General features: G+C 33.2%; 14 protein-coding genes and 1 riboswitch. Of the genes, 2 read left to right on the top strand and 12 right to left on the bottom strand.

The features are described from left to right. Positions 1–32 precede the first annotated feature (32 nt). The 8 genes from MWH28_RS06075 to MWH28_RS06110 form a co-directional block, all read right to left on the bottom strand. On the bottom strand, positions 33–1,046 hold the full coding sequence (locus MWH28_RS06075) for a YlbL family protein (protein ID WP_248618420.1): 1,014 nt from the start codon (positions 1,044–1,046) through the stop codon (positions 33–35). Further along, positions 1,036–1,305, bottom strand: a complete 270-nt coding sequence (locus MWH28_RS06080; RefSeq protein WP_248618421.1) for a hypothetical protein — start codon at positions 1,303–1,305, stop codon at positions 1,036–1,038. Before MWH28_RS06080 ends, MWH28_RS06075 begins: the two co-directional genes overlap by 11 nt. Positions 1,306–1,619: 314 nt before the next feature. Beyond that, positions 1,620–1,781 carry a DUF362 domain-containing protein gene (locus tag MWH28_RS06085; protein ID WP_248618422.1) on the bottom strand — a complete coding sequence of 54 codons (162 nt, stop codon included), beginning with the start codon at positions 1,779–1,781 and terminating at the stop codon, positions 1,620–1,622. A 213-nt stretch (positions 1,782–1,994) separates the two neighbouring features. Next, positions 1,995–3,521, bottom strand: a complete 1,527-nt coding sequence (locus MWH28_RS06090; RefSeq protein WP_248618423.1) for a methyl-accepting chemotaxis protein — start codon at positions 3,519–3,521, stop codon at positions 1,995–1,997. A gap of 10 nt (positions 3,522–3,531) precedes the next feature. Further along, positions 3,532–4,392: a substrate-binding domain-containing protein gene (locus MWH28_RS06095; protein WP_248618424.1), complete on the bottom strand. Its 861-nt coding sequence runs from the start codon at positions 4,390–4,392 to the stop codon at positions 3,532–3,534. A gap of 103 nt (positions 4,393–4,495) precedes the next feature. Next, a complete protein-coding gene (locus MWH28_RS06100) occupies positions 4,496–5,143 on the bottom strand; it encodes a hypothetical protein (protein ID WP_248618425.1) in 648 nt (215 codons plus the stop codon). Between the two features lie 41 nt (positions 5,144–5,184). Beyond that, a complete protein-coding gene (locus MWH28_RS06105; RefSeq protein WP_248618426.1) occupies positions 5,185–5,700 on the bottom strand; it encodes a chromate transporter in 516 nt (171 codons plus the stop codon). Positions 5,701–5,877: 177 nt separating this feature from the next. After that, the gene (locus tag MWH28_RS06110; RefSeq protein WP_248618427.1) at positions 5,878–7,272 is read right to left on the bottom strand and encodes a CCA tRNA nucleotidyltransferase; all 1,395 of its coding nucleotides are present in this window, start codon (positions 7,270–7,272) and stop codon (positions 5,878–5,880) included. A gap of 253 nt (positions 7,273–7,525) precedes the next feature. Here MWH28_RS06110 and folD point away from each other — a divergent pair, with 253 nt between their 5' ends. Then, entirely contained in the window at positions 7,526–8,389 is an 864-nt protein-coding gene (folD, locus tag MWH28_RS06115; RefSeq protein ID WP_248618428.1) for a bifunctional methylenetetrahydrofolate dehydrogenase/methenyltetrahydrofolate cyclohydrolase FolD, read from the top strand. A gap of 57 nt (positions 8,390–8,446) precedes the next feature. Here folD and MWH28_RS06120 read toward each other — a convergent pair whose 3' ends face one another. The 3 genes from MWH28_RS06120 to mgtE form a co-directional block, all read right to left on the bottom strand. Beyond that, positions 8,447–9,166 (bottom strand): HAD family hydrolase, encoded by a 720-nt coding sequence (locus MWH28_RS06120; RefSeq protein WP_248618429.1) that lies wholly within the window; start codon positions 9,164–9,166, stop codon positions 8,447–8,449. 467 nt (positions 9,167–9,633) lie between these two features. Beyond that, positions 9,634–10,704 carry a GerMN domain-containing protein gene (locus MWH28_RS06125; RefSeq protein ID WP_248618430.1) on the bottom strand — a complete coding sequence of 357 codons (1,071 nt, stop codon included), beginning with the start codon at positions 10,702–10,704 and terminating at the stop codon, positions 9,634–9,636. A 79-nt stretch (positions 10,705–10,783) separates the two neighbouring features. After that, the gene (mgtE, locus tag MWH28_RS06130; protein WP_248618431.1) at positions 10,784–12,187 is read right to left on the bottom strand and encodes a magnesium transporter; all 1,404 of its coding nucleotides are present in this window, start codon (positions 12,185–12,187) and stop codon (positions 10,784–10,786) included. Between the two features lie 140 nt (positions 12,188–12,327). Further along, positions 12,328–12,395, top strand: a riboswitch (Fluoride riboswitch). Positions 12,396–12,561: 166 nt separating this feature from the next. Between mgtE and MWH28_RS06135 the strand changes: the two genes are divergently transcribed. After that, positions 12,562–13,746, top strand: coding sequence for a cation:proton antiporter (locus MWH28_RS06135; RefSeq protein WP_248618432.1), 1,185 nt, complete (start codon positions 12,562–12,564; stop codon positions 13,744–13,746). A gap of 61 nt (positions 13,747–13,807) precedes the next feature. On the opposite strand, the gene MWH28_RS06140 is transcribed toward MWH28_RS06135, so the two are convergent. Continuing rightward, positions 13,808–14,002 carry a YwbE family protein gene (locus MWH28_RS06140; RefSeq protein ID WP_248618433.1) on the bottom strand — a complete coding sequence of 65 codons (195 nt, stop codon included), beginning with the start codon at positions 14,000–14,002 and terminating at the stop codon, positions 13,808–13,810. Positions 14,003–14,092: the final 90 nt, after the last annotated feature.

Genomic DNA, 14,092 nt, shown 5'->3' on the forward strand with positions numbered 1-14,092 from the left:
TGAAGGGTTAGAAAATAAAATTAAAAATACTCTTAAATCCCTTCTAAATATGAAATAATTTGATCTATATCTTCAACAATAACAACCTCTATTTCTTCTTTTTCTAATCCCTCTACTTCTTGCTGGTTTCCAGCTGGAACAAAGAAGACATCTGCTCCTTCTTCTTTAGCAGCTGCTATCTTCTGCCTTACTCCATCTATCTTTCCTACCTTACCTTCTAAACTAATAGTTCCAGTTCCAGCTATCTGTACATCTTCAGTTAAATCCTCTTCAGTCAATCGATTATAAATCTCTAAAGTAAACATACTTCCAGCTGATGGTCCTCCAATCCGTCCTGCTTCAATATTAGTTTCAATTGGTAACTCATAATCTCGTTTATAAGGAGTGATCAAGACACCAATTGACGGTTTAGGCGGCCCTTCTTCAACCACTTTTGTCTCAATTAAATAATCCTTTTCCTCTCCATTACGCTTAACTGTTACTTTAACCTCAGCACCTAATTCTCGTACTTGAACCTTATTAATTACTTCTGACACCAAATGAACAGGTTGATCATCAATTGCTATGATAATATCATCAACCTGTAATTTATCATAAGCATCGCTGTCCTCTAAAACTTTGACTATCTTAGCACCTTGACCAGTAACCTTAGTCTCATATCCTGCTCTTTCTAAAGCTACTGCTGTAGCTTTCATCTGGCTTTCTTTCATCATATCTTGCATCAGCTCAAAATATTCCTGCATATCTACCCCAGACGGTAAATTGTTTCTAGATCTTAACTCTACTAAATCAGGCTTAAATAATCCAATATAAATAGCCTCTATCAAAACGGTTCTTTTCATCGCAACAGATGTCAGCATTATCTCCCCTTCTACTGGATATGTAATTGCTCCTTCTTCTATCTCAATCATCGGTGCTAATCTATGTGCACTACCAGGAGAGACTAGCAAATAGTTGCTGGGCCAAACAAATAAAGCAGTTATCAAAACACCAGCCACTATTAAACTGAGTAACCGTTTTTCGTTAATTGAGCTCTTATTCTTCACCGTTAGCCCACCCTTCAATTAATTTTTCTCGAGCTTGATCTAAATCAGTAGATTTGATATGACCTACTTGAGGTCTAATTAATAAATCAGCTCTATAGCTTTTATGCCTATTAATCTCCTGTTCCATAATATCAATCGAAATTTCTTCTTCAAAAGCCTTTAAAAAACCCAGATGGGCCAACCCTCTTGCTGATCCTGCTCCTAATGCTAAAACGATATTAGGGTTTAATAAATTAATTTTCTTAATTACAGCAACCATCCCCCCCTTTTTTCCTTTGATTAAAGATCATCTTAATTCTAAAAAATCAGACCTTACATTTATATATTATTTTACAATAATAAGAATTATCCCCTGTAATAAATATCCAGCCTTAAAACTAATATAAAGTAGCAAAAGGCTACTTTATATCAATATACAGTATACAGTATACATTTAATTCTGTTAGTATAAATTCAGGGACAATTAAAAATTTTTTAATTGTCTATTGGGGATTATAATTGGCATCTTAATCTCTCCAAATAAAAAAAGAGCCCTAGGAAATCACCTAGGACTCTTTCTAATTAGCAATATTATTACTCTTCAATAGCTTCTACTGGACAGCTATCTTCACACACTCCACAATCAACACAATCTTCGGAGATTTCATACTTGTCGTCTCCTTCAGCGATAGCCTCTACTGGACATTCATCAACACATACTCCACAAGCAACACACTCGTCAGTAATTGTAAACATATTTTCACCTCCACTTCAGCTATAAGTTTAATTTTATTAAATTAGTTGAACCCTTTAGTATAAGAAATTTAACTTTATGTAACTAAAATAGAGTAAGAACTAAGAGTAACTTTTAACAGTTCTCTAATATAGAATAGCATAGGTTATTTAATTTGTCAATAGTAGATTCTTCACTAATAATTATTATATTTAACCACTAATAAAAAACCTTATTTAACATTTGAATTCTTGGATTAAACTCTGCAATTCTTGAGCCATTTCTGCTAGCTGTTGAGAAGAAAGTGTTATATCATCAGACATATCAGAGACAGCTTCAGATTTCTCCATTACTTGATTGCTCTGATTAGCTAATTTTTCTGTTCCAGCAGAAGTCTGTTCAATTGTAGCTGATGTATTTTGAATTGAATCTTGAATCTCAGTAAATACCTCTCCTGTTTTTGTAATTATTTCTTTACCTTTTTGTGCTTTACTATCTACTTCCTTAACTGTTTCTAAGCCCAACTCCGTCTTATTTTGTACTTTGTTAATTAAATTAGAAATCTTTTCTGTAGCCTGTGCAGTCTCTTCAGCTAATTTTCTTATTTCTTCTGCTACAACTGCAAATCCTTGTCCATGCTTCCCAGCTCTAGCTGCTTCTATTGAAGCATTCAAGGCTAACAAATTGGTCTGTTCAGAAATATCAGTTATCAATTCTACAATCTGCCCAATCTCTTCAGAAGTTAAATTCAAATCTCTAATAACCTCAACTGTCCTTGTCATAGACTGATTAATTATATTAATACTAGATACTGCTTCTTCTATATTGTCAGCCCCTTGATCAGTTTGAGCATTAGTTTCTTGAGCTATTGCATTTACTTGTTGACTACTAGCTGAGATCTGTTGAATATGTGTAGTCATATTCTCTAAATTTTGCATTGTTGAATCGATTGCTGCATTTCCTTCTTCAGATGCAGCAGATAATTCTTCACTATAAGCTGACAGGTCATCAATACTTTTTGATAAATTGGTTATAATATTTCTTAAACTCTGGTACATTTGATTTAAAGCTTCAGTTAAATCTCCAATTTCATCATCATTTTTAATCTGTAGTTCATCTATATTTAATTGACCATTAGCAATCTTTTGAGCAAAATCAATTGGTGCTGTAAGAGGATCGATGATGAATTTAGGTATAAAATACATCGATAATACAATAACCGTAATTACAAATAAACCAATAGTAAATAACATAAAGTAATTCATCCGCTGTACTGAATTATCATACCTTTGATCAAGTCCATGATTAATTGAATCAAATTCTTCTCCAACAACCGAATTTATATTATAATATAGGTCATCAACTTGAGTTAAGTATTGAGTACCTTCTGTTTCTCCTACTTCTAGAAATTGAGAATATACAGCAATTAATTGGGCATAAAAGTCAGTATATTCCGCAATCATTTTCTCAGCTTCCTCTGGGTAATGTCCCTCTAAATCTTCTAGCATTCGATAAATACTCAAAGAACTATCAGCAACTTGAATCGAATAACTATCATCTTCAGTTATAATTCCGTTCTGTAAATCAACCACCATTTCTTGAATCCTATTCATAATTACATACTCCATCCGACCAATTGCAGTTCTTCTATTATTTATTTCATAAAATTGATGATTCAAATAATAGTAATTGATTGCAAAGACAATTGTAATTAAAATACTCAAAATCACTAGCGGCAAAGTAATCTTTTTTCTTAATTTCATATTCCCCCTCCTATCTAACTGGAATAAACCCTTCCTTCTCAACTATCTTTTGTCCATCTTCTTCTAGTATCAACTCTAAAAACTCTTCCTCTTGTTGCTCAAGCTGTTGATAAACTAAATTCAACTCTCTTCTAATAGGATATTCACCAGCAATGATATTCTGGTGAGAAGGTTCAATTCCATCTAAATCTAAAATCTTAATCGGTGCTCCCAACTCCTGTAAATTTAAGGCAGTACCTAAAGATACATAACCAATAGCATTCGGAATCCCTCCCACCATTGTAATCATTTCTAAATTAGAACCTATTTCATAACTACTTTCTGAAATAGTCCCTTCTTCTCCAATAGTTTCTCGGTGGGGGCTTTTCAACCCAGTATATTCTTCAAATAACCCTAAAGTACTTCTTCCCAACATTATAGAGACTAACAAGATTGATTGATCATCGGCTCCTAATTGAGCCCAATTATCAATTTCTCCTGTATAAACCTTAATCAAATCTTCCCGGTTAATATCAGTAATCGGATTATTCTCATTAACAACAATCACTAAGGCATCAATGCCAATCGTTGTATAGTCTAACTCTTCTGCTTCTTCTGTAGTCAATGCCCTAGAAACAGCTCCAATATCTGATTCACCTGTTAAAGAATTCTCAATCCCAGCTCCACTTCCTCCAGCTCTAATATCTACATCTAGATCAGTTTCTTCTAAATAAGCAGAAGAAATTTGATCTAATATAGGTTGAATAGTACTGGCCCCTGAAATATCAAGACTATTATCCTCGGCTCTTAAAACAGGTTGTACATTAAAGAGTATTAATAACATAAAAAATAAGACATAATTTATGTATGTAGTCCTTAATCTATCATCCACTATAATCGCCCCCTTTAACATTTTTTTAGTCTAGTATAACTATACTATATTATTATTTTAGCAATAATAGTTAATTTTCCTGCAAAATAGTAAAAAAATAACTTTAATCCCTTGAGAGTAGATTAACCGTTCCTCGTCCATCCTTAATTAAATCAACCCGCTCTAACTGATATACTTCCATAATATTTTCATCTCTAGTTAAATTAGGAGTAGCTTCTTGACTAAGGTCATTGACTTTAGATTGCTCTAACTGCTGCTCATCCAGTTCAAACTTAAATTCAATCGTATATTCACCTAATAAATCACTATAAGTTCCATGTTGACTTACTTCTTGTGAAACAGAGATATTGCCACTAGATGCAAGTAAGTTTCTAGCTGGAGAAGAATCGATCCTTTTATACCGTTTAATATTTTTAATTTTGAATACCAATTCTTCAGATAACTCCTCAGGCATTGGGAAAAATAAAGTAGCACTATAAACCCCTGATTGATCGATCGTTCCATCTAGAGCACTGCTAGATAGGCTCCTAATCGGTCTCAACTGATTCCCTTCTATATCAGTTAATACTGCATCTTGACTAGCAGATAACCTATAATAATTATTAGCACTCACTTGAACATCTAGTTCTATATCAACAGCAACTCGTCCATCTTCTTCAGTTATTTCTCCCTCTGTAATCTTAATCTGATCAGAATTACAGCCTACTAAAAAAATTACCATCAATAATAATATACCAATCCTCTTTTTCATCTTAATCCCTCTTTCAATTTTATATTGTTTTTATTTCAATTTTAAAAAAATAACAGCCCTGCAACTCCTCCTCCAACAACAGCCAAAATAGGATGCAAACCTAAAAAAATGCTAATTACAACACTGACTGTAATCATAACACTCTTAATTTCTACAAACGTTGAACGACCTAAATTAACAATCACAGTAATAATTAGGCCAATTACCGCCGGTCTTAATCCTTTAAAAGCTTTCTCTATTAACTGATTATCCTTAAAATCTAAATATAACTTAGTCACTATTATTAAGGCAGTCATCGGAGGAATGATCAAACCTAAAGTAGCTATTATAGCTCCCAAAACTCCACCAAGCTTAGTTCCTACAAAAGTTGCCAGATTGACCATGATTGGCCCGGGTGTTATTTCTGCTAAGGCAACTGCATCAGTAAACTCCTCTACACTTAACCAACTATTTACCTCTACAACTTCCACCTCAGCCAGTGCTAACATTGCATATCCACTACCAAAAGTAAAGACACCTATCTTCATAAAGGTAATGAACAATTCAAAAAATATCATTTTATTTCCCTACCTTAATTAATTGATATTTAGTGTCAGTGTGAGTAGTGTGTGTGAGTAAAAGCAAAACCTTAGCCCTTATGGTTTTGACCTCCCTTACACACACACACATAACTGACACATGATTGTAATTATTTCTAGATTTAAATTAAATCCCCTGCAATCATCAATCTAGATTTATGAATTATTAAAGCTCCCCTTCTTTAAATACTCAATCGCCTCCTTTTCAGTCTCAACCTTACCAGTAGCTTGAGCTTCTCTTACCTGCTCAAGTAACTTGCCAACTTGAGGGCCTTGTTTGATAGAAAGAATATCCATGATCTGATCTCCAGTCACCAGTCTATCCTTAGTTCGCTCTTCACTCTGTTCAAACTCTTTAATTAGTTTTTTTAAAAATCTAATACAACCTGCAATTTCTTCTGTTCTATTATTTAACTCCTTAGTACTGATTAAATCAGCAGCAGCTACTAAACAGATATCAGGAATAAACTCCCCTCCAGCTCTAAAGAAGCGATACTTTCCTTTAGAAGTTAAATTCTCCGCATAGTATAAAGACATAGGTCGCATATGATATCTAACCAAAGTCTTAATATAGGAGATCTCCTCTTTACTAAAACGCAAGTTAGATAAAATTGGGTCGAGATTGTTGGCCCCTACTCGTTGATGATCATAAAAATGTACTTCTCCATCAATTAACTCCTCAGTCCAAAGCTTTCCTAAATCATGAAATAATAGGGCCAACTTAAGCAATGGAATCCTTTGCTGCTCAATTCTAGCCGACCAAAATTCCTCTCTTAATAGCTCTTCTAGTCTCTGTAAAGCATATGTAGAATGAGTCCAAACATCTTCTTGATGATGCTTACATTGACCAATCTCCTTCAACTTTTCAATCTCAGGAATTAATAATGATAGCAGAGAAAATTCCTCTTCTAATTCAATTAAGTGTTGGGCTGACCTATTAGAAAATAGTAACTTAATCAACTCCTCTCTAACCCTCTCTTTAGCCACCCTTTTAATCCCTTTAGCTTCAACCTCTTTCATTAACTCTTTAGTCTGGTCTTCTAAAGTAAAGTCAAGTCTAGCTGCAAACCTAACTGCCCTAAATAATCGAATTGGATCTGCTTGAAACGTATCAGCTTGAACAGCTTTAATACTCCCATGCTCAATGTCATCTAATCCTGATAATGGATCAATCAAATACTCTTCTATATCAGCTTGTCTTAATAGAGTAGCTAAAAAATCAGCGGTTAGCTTAATTGCCAAAGCATTAATTGTAAAATCACGCCGTTTTAAATCAACTTCAATATCATCACCAGCTAACAAAGCAAAATCATAGATTGATTCTCCTTTGACGACTCGATAGATATCATATTTTTGATCCAAAATTACAAAGCTAGCATCAATTTTAGCTGCAAAATCCTGGGCTATTTGCTTCACTTGGCCCTCAATCACTAAATCAACATCCTTAATCCTTCGTTCTAATAAATAATCACGTACTATTCCCCCTACTAAAAATCCGTCTAGATTATTTTCTGCTAATATTTTCACTAAGTTCTCAAGTTCTTTAATCATTATTTCAACTCCTTAATAATCACTCTTGTTCTATTATATCTAATTTATTATTAACTTTCACTACTTTCAATTATTTTCACTAAATTCATTCTTCCAATTACTTGCTAATAACTAATTCTTACCATGGTTGTCTAATTAATCAATTTGAAAAATTTATAAAATTATAAAAACTTAAAAGGAGTTTTTATCTCTTTCGTGAATGTATGTACAGTGAACTTTTATAATTATAATAACTTTAAACGGAGGGGTTTAAATGGCTAATGAAGAAACACTAATTTTAGACGGAAGTGCTAAGTCTAAAGAGATTCAAGAAGAAATTAAGGCCGAGGTCGAACAGTTGAAAGAAGAGGAGGGAGTTGTCCCAGGACTATCTATCATCTTTGTTGGTGATAACCCAGCTTCAGCATCTTATATTAAATTACAACAAAGAGTCTGTTCAAAAGTAGGAATTGATTCAGAAGTTGTTGATTTACCAGAAGATATCAGCCAAGAAGATTTATTAGCAGAATTAGATAAGTTAAATAATGATGATTCAGTTAATGGTATTTTAATTCAGTTGCCTCTACCAGATCATATCGATGAGAAAAAGGTAATTGGATCAATCAATCCTGAGAAAGACTTAGATGCATTCCATCCTTATAATATTGGAGAATTAGTAATTGATGGTGATGCTTATGTTCCATGTACTCCAGAAGGAGTTATGGCATTAATTGATAAATATGACATTGATGTCAAGGGGAAAGACGTAACAGTTGTTGGACATAGTAATATCGTTGGTAAACCAATGGCTCTCTTATTATTAAATCGTAATGCTACTGTTTCTGTCTGCCATATTGATACTAAAGATACTGCTAGCTATACCAAGAATTCAGATATTGTAGTGGTAGCAGCTGGAGTACCAAATCTAATCACAGCAGATATGGTTAAAGAAGGAGCAATTGTGATTGATGTTGGTATCAATCAAGTGGATGGAAAGATTGTTGGAGATGTCGATTTTGAAAACGTAAAAGAAAAAGCAGCAGCGATCACTCCTGTTCCAGGTGGAGCTGGACCGATGACTATCGCTATGTTATTGAAAGATACAGTTAGATCTTGCAAAAATATGTTAAATAAATAACAAAATATTACTATCAAAGCCTTCCTATATAGGGAGGCTTTGCTTTATTATGTAACATCAATCGATTATTAAATTCTTAAACTCTTTTAAACTCCCCTGCCACTGCGGCTTTATATCCTCAGCCTCATCACGATCAATCAGAAAGTCTTCAATCAAAAATCCATCAATCCCTAATTTTTGGGCAACCATATCTTCTCCTAAATCGTTACCTACCATGATGCACTCCTCTGCTGTAGCAGCTATTTTTTCTAATATTTCTTTATAATATCCTAAATTAGGCTTAGCATGATGCATATTTTCAGAACTAGTGATTAAATCAAAATCATTCGGCTCTAAACCAGCCCACTTAATTCTTTCTTCAATAGCTAAACGTGGAAATAATGGATTAGTAGCCACGACTAGTTTGTAATTAGAACCTTTTAATTTCTCTATTATCTCAACTACCTTTGGATCAGCCTCTATTCCCTTTCTTAATAGTGGAAATTTATGCTGATAAAATTTTTCAAACCTTTCTACTAAGTCACTCTCTTTCTCATCAGCAAATAAAGTACCAAAATTACTTACAAATACTTCTTGGTTCGTCTTGGCCCCTTGATTATTTATCATCTTGTCCGTAGCAGCCATCAATTTAGTTATAAACTCTTCAGGTGCTGCAATATCACTGAATTGTTGAGCTAACAGCTGAAAGTACTTCTCTAAGAATTGATCGATATCAAGCGGTAATAATGTTCCGTCTAAATCAAATAAAATTGTAGTCTTTTGCTCTAAAATCTTCATTTTTTTCTACCCTCCAAACTTATTTTGCTTATAAATTTTAGTTGCCTATTTAAATTAAGTTACAGTATTCATCAGCAAAGTCCTTTAATTCAATTGATATTAAGCTTAATTTTTCATTCGTACAATAATGTGTTTGTGTGCCCTAGTTTTAAAGAAATGCTTACTTAGGGTGAACACGAGGTTCACCCCTACATGGAAAACCAATGTTCTTTGTAGAGGCGACTCCCCGTGGTCGCCCTGGTTTTACGGGCAGGCTTACGAGTCTAAAAATCAAGACTCTTCGTGAAAACCCTACAGGGCTTACCAGCCCTTTCGTGAAAATCACAAAGACCGTATCCATAGAAACCATATCCACAGGGACCTGCCCCTACAAAATTATCTTTACCCGCCAAATCAAAAGTGCCACAATATTGCAATTAAGCTTGGTTTTAAAAAAGTTGGCCCGGAATCCCGGGCCAACACCTCAACTACTTCTGATATTCCTCTATTGCTTCATAGTCCACCGTAAAATACTCATCCTCACTAAGCATCATATGCCCTGACTCATACGGTCTCCCCTCTAAAGATAAATAAACTTTATCCACATTATAATGTCCACCAAATATATTAACTATACTTTGAATGATTTTAGTTTCTAATAAATGCCCAACATTCATCTCAGTAACTAACTCCTGAGAAAAATCAACCTTTACTATTTCTTCTTCCCGGTCTAACTCTATTTGATTAATCTCTGTATCATCACTAATTAACTGAGTCAAGTTTTCATCTGGTGCTTGACGCAAATGTTCAGCAAAAATCTCTGTCAAATCATCATTAGTACTGAATTCAACCTCTCGAGTAACATATTTAATCTTCTCATTTATAAAGTCTGGATAAAAGAATTTAATCGGATAAGTTATACTGGTATCCTCTTTAATCTCTTCTAAAATTGTCTTAACACTAAAATCATCTGTTTGATAATTTCTCTTAACATGTCCAACTCCAGCAACATAATAATCAAATTGGATTGCATTCTCTAACTCTGTTGTAACCTCAATAGCTTGATACTCTCCACTTGGTGTTTCAATTTCTACATCAATCCCAGAAATATACCTCTCTTTTCCATCCGCTAAAGTCCAACTTGTTCCTGTTTCTAAAGGCTCTTTTAATAATACATCATACTCTGTTATCTCTTGGTCAGTTAAATCCTCTAAATAATGAGACTCCTTAGCTACATCAGCTGAGCGAAGTTCTCCACCTTCAATCATTATTATCCTTCCCATAGTAGCACCAGGATTGCTTACTCTTACTTGGGCCAACTCATCAACAACAAAATCAAAATAAACATCTTGAGCTGCAAATTCATTCCCTTCCCCTTGATAAACCAATAATGTATCTTCTAAAAATGGATAATAATCACTTAACTCATACTCTTTTTCTCTTTCTATCTCATTAGCAATCTCTCCATCTTCAATAAACTCTCCATCATCTTGAAGTATTGTATACATGGCTAATACAACTATAACTATCATTAATCCTAGTATAATTACTCGCTTCATCTAACTCCTCCCCTCTTATTACCTATTATATCTTAATTTATGAAAAAAATCATTTAACATTAGTTACTAACCAAGCCGATTATGAAAGATAATTCATAAATAGATTAGCAAAGCCAAAATAAATAAGCAATCCTGTAATATCTTTAACTGTTGTAATTAATGGATCAGAAGCAGCAGCAGAGTCACGACCAAATTTAATCAACAACCAAGGGATAATAAAACCAACTGCTGAAGCTAATAAGATAGTAAAAAACATTGAAAGTCCTGTTGTCAAAGCTAAAGCCAAATTATTTTGCCACAAATAAGCACTCCCACCTACAAATAAAGAACTTAACAAACCAATTGTAGCACCTACCGAAATCTCTTTTCGCAAATATTTATAGAAAGCTTCAATTTCAATATGTCCTAAAACAACCCCTCGCACAAAGATTGTAGAAGATTGAGTCCCGACATTCCCTCCCATATCCATAATTACTGGAATAAAAAATGCTAATGCTACAATTGATTCTAGGGTAGCTTCAAACTGTTCAATCACTCCACCTGCTATCAAACCACCAACCAGTACAACTAACAACCAAGGCAAACGAGTCTTAACTACTTTAGATAAAGTTCCATAAATTAAATTACTACTATAATCGGCTTCTTGGATTCCAAACTCCGTAAATCCAGCCTGTTTAAAGATATCTTCACTGCTTTCTTGATGAATTACATCTACAATATCATCTATCGTCACTATTCCCAAAATATGGCCACCAGTATCTACAACTGGTAAAGCAATCAGATCATATTTGGCCATCAAATGAGCTACTCGTTCTTGGTCAGTAGTTAACTCAATTGAATTTAAATCATGATTCATAATCTCCTTTAATTCCTTATTAGGATTTGCCAGTAATAATTCTCGCAAAGATAATATACCAACCAGTCTATTCTCTTTATCGACTACATAAATATAATAAATAATCTCAGCATCTTCCCCTTGTTTTCTAATTCCTTTGATTGTCTCCTCAACTTTACTGCTTTGTTCAGCTTTTATAAAATCAGTAGTCATTTGATTAGCAGCCGATTCAGCATCATAGTTAAGTATTCTCAATATCTTTTCTTTATCTTCAGTTAATAATCTTATGATCTTAGCTTTATATTCATCTGTAAGCCGATTAATAATATCCAATTTATCATCAAGTGGAAGTTCCTTCAAAATCCCTTGCACTTCCCCTTCATCTAAAGCATAAATAACCTCCACTCTCATTGTTGAATCTAATTCAATTAAAACATCAGCAGAATAATCACTCGTAACAAACTTAAAAAACTTAATAATCAATTCTATATCTAGATCATTTATTATTTCTGCTATATCGCTAGGATGATTATTTTCAACTAAGTCATTCAACTTCTCTATTTGTTTGTTTTTTACATACTTTCTAATTAATGAAATAGGGTTTTTCTTACTCATCAATAATACACGGTCTACTTTGGTTTTTTTCACCTTTCTTCTCCTCCTTACTACTACTAATATATATTTAAAAGAGGAGATATTAGCACTCAGCCATAATAATTATAAAAAATCGTAGCAATCAATCCTTGACTTTCCATTATTTATTACATATAATATCTATTAATGAAAATTATAGGTATGGTGATGGAGCTCACCAAGTTAATTGCCACTCTAAGTGGATGATGGCTCCTATTTATCATCAAATTTTTGATGATAAATAGGAGCCATTTTTTCTAATTTAACATCTTGACTACTCTCAACTAAAGGAAAAGATTGCAACCTTGAAAATCTAATTATTTTATAGCTTTTGCTTTTGATATTTCAAATTTAATTGTGAATTGTCAATTAAAAAGGAGGTTATCATATTGTTATTCAGCATTTCATTAATCTTAATTATTGGATTACTTCTAGGTTTTATTTTTGAAAAGATTAATTTACCACCTTTATTAGGCATGCTATTAACCGGAGTATTATTAGGACCATCAGGTTTTTATCTCTTAGATGATAGCTTATTAAACATTTCTCAGGAAATTAGGGAGATAGCCTTAATTATTATTTTACTTAGAGCAGGATTAGGTATTAGTAAGGATACTATAAAGAAGATTGGTAATACTGCTTTTAAGTTAAGCTTTATCCCTGTATTATTTGAAGGGGCTCTTATCACTTTCTTAGCAATCTATATTCTTGACTTCAATTGGATTCAAGCTGGAATGTTGGCCTTTATTATAGCAGCAGTATCTCCAGCAGTCGTTGTTCCGTCTATGTTAAAATTAAAAGAAAAAGATTATGGAAAAGAAAAAGAGATACCTACTTTAATCTTAGCTAGTGCTTCAATTGATGATGTCTTAGCCATTACAGCTTTTAGTATCTTTTTAGGTATTTATAGAAGTGGTGAAGTCGATTTGATTGCTAATCTATCACAAATTCCAATCAAAATAATTGGTGGAGTTTTATTAGGAGTTATCTTAGGAATTATTTTAGTTAAATTGTTTGATATGTATAGTACATTAAAAATAACTCACAAAGCAATCATCTTAATTGGAGTTTCCATTTTAGCAAATGTACTAGGCGATTATTTAGGAGTAGCTAGCTTATTAGCAGTTATGACAATCGGGTACATATTACTAGAAAAAAATGAAAGCTTAGCAGATGAGTTTTCTAAAGTATTAAATAACTTATGGGTTCCTGCCGAAATATTTCTTTTTGTTTTGATCGGAGCTGCTGTTCAGATAGAAGTAGCATATAATGCTGGTGCTATAGGAGCTTTGATTATATTACTTGGATTATTGGCAAGGGTTATTGGGGTATTAATATCCACAACAAATAGCTATCTTAATTTTAAAGAAAGGATCTTTTGTGGAATATCTTATTTACCTAAAGCTACAGTTCAAGCAGCCATAGGGGCTGTACCACTAACAGAAAATGTTCCTCAAGGAGAGTTGATTTTAGCCTTAGCAGTATTAGCAATAATTTTAACTGCCCCCTTAGGTGCTTTTGGAATAGAGTATTCTGCTCCTAAATTATTAGTAACTGATAATGATCCTTCCTAAATTCAAAACAAAGTATAAAGCTAGTCATACCTCTAGAGGTATGACTAGCTTTATATTATTTCTATTCATGAATAGCTTTTACTCTTCCAACCACTCCACTTTTAAGACGCACTTTAATACCATGTGGATGAGTAGCAGAATTAGTCAAAATGTCCTTTACAATACCTTTAGTTAATTTTCCTGAACGCTGATCCTGTTTTTGGACAACTGAAACACTAAGTCCAGGTTTTATATCTTTTCGATACTTTCCATCCATTAATATCACCTCCATCTACTAAATATATCACTAAATAGAATTTTTATAAAGTTTTCAGCAAATAACAATTTAACCTGTATTCCGAATAAT

It is taken from the genome of Natroniella sulfidigena (genome assembly GCF_023223645.1).
Classification (GTDB): Bacteria; Bacillota; Halanaerobiia; order Halobacteroidales; family Halobacteroidaceae; genus Natroniella; species Natroniella sulfidigena.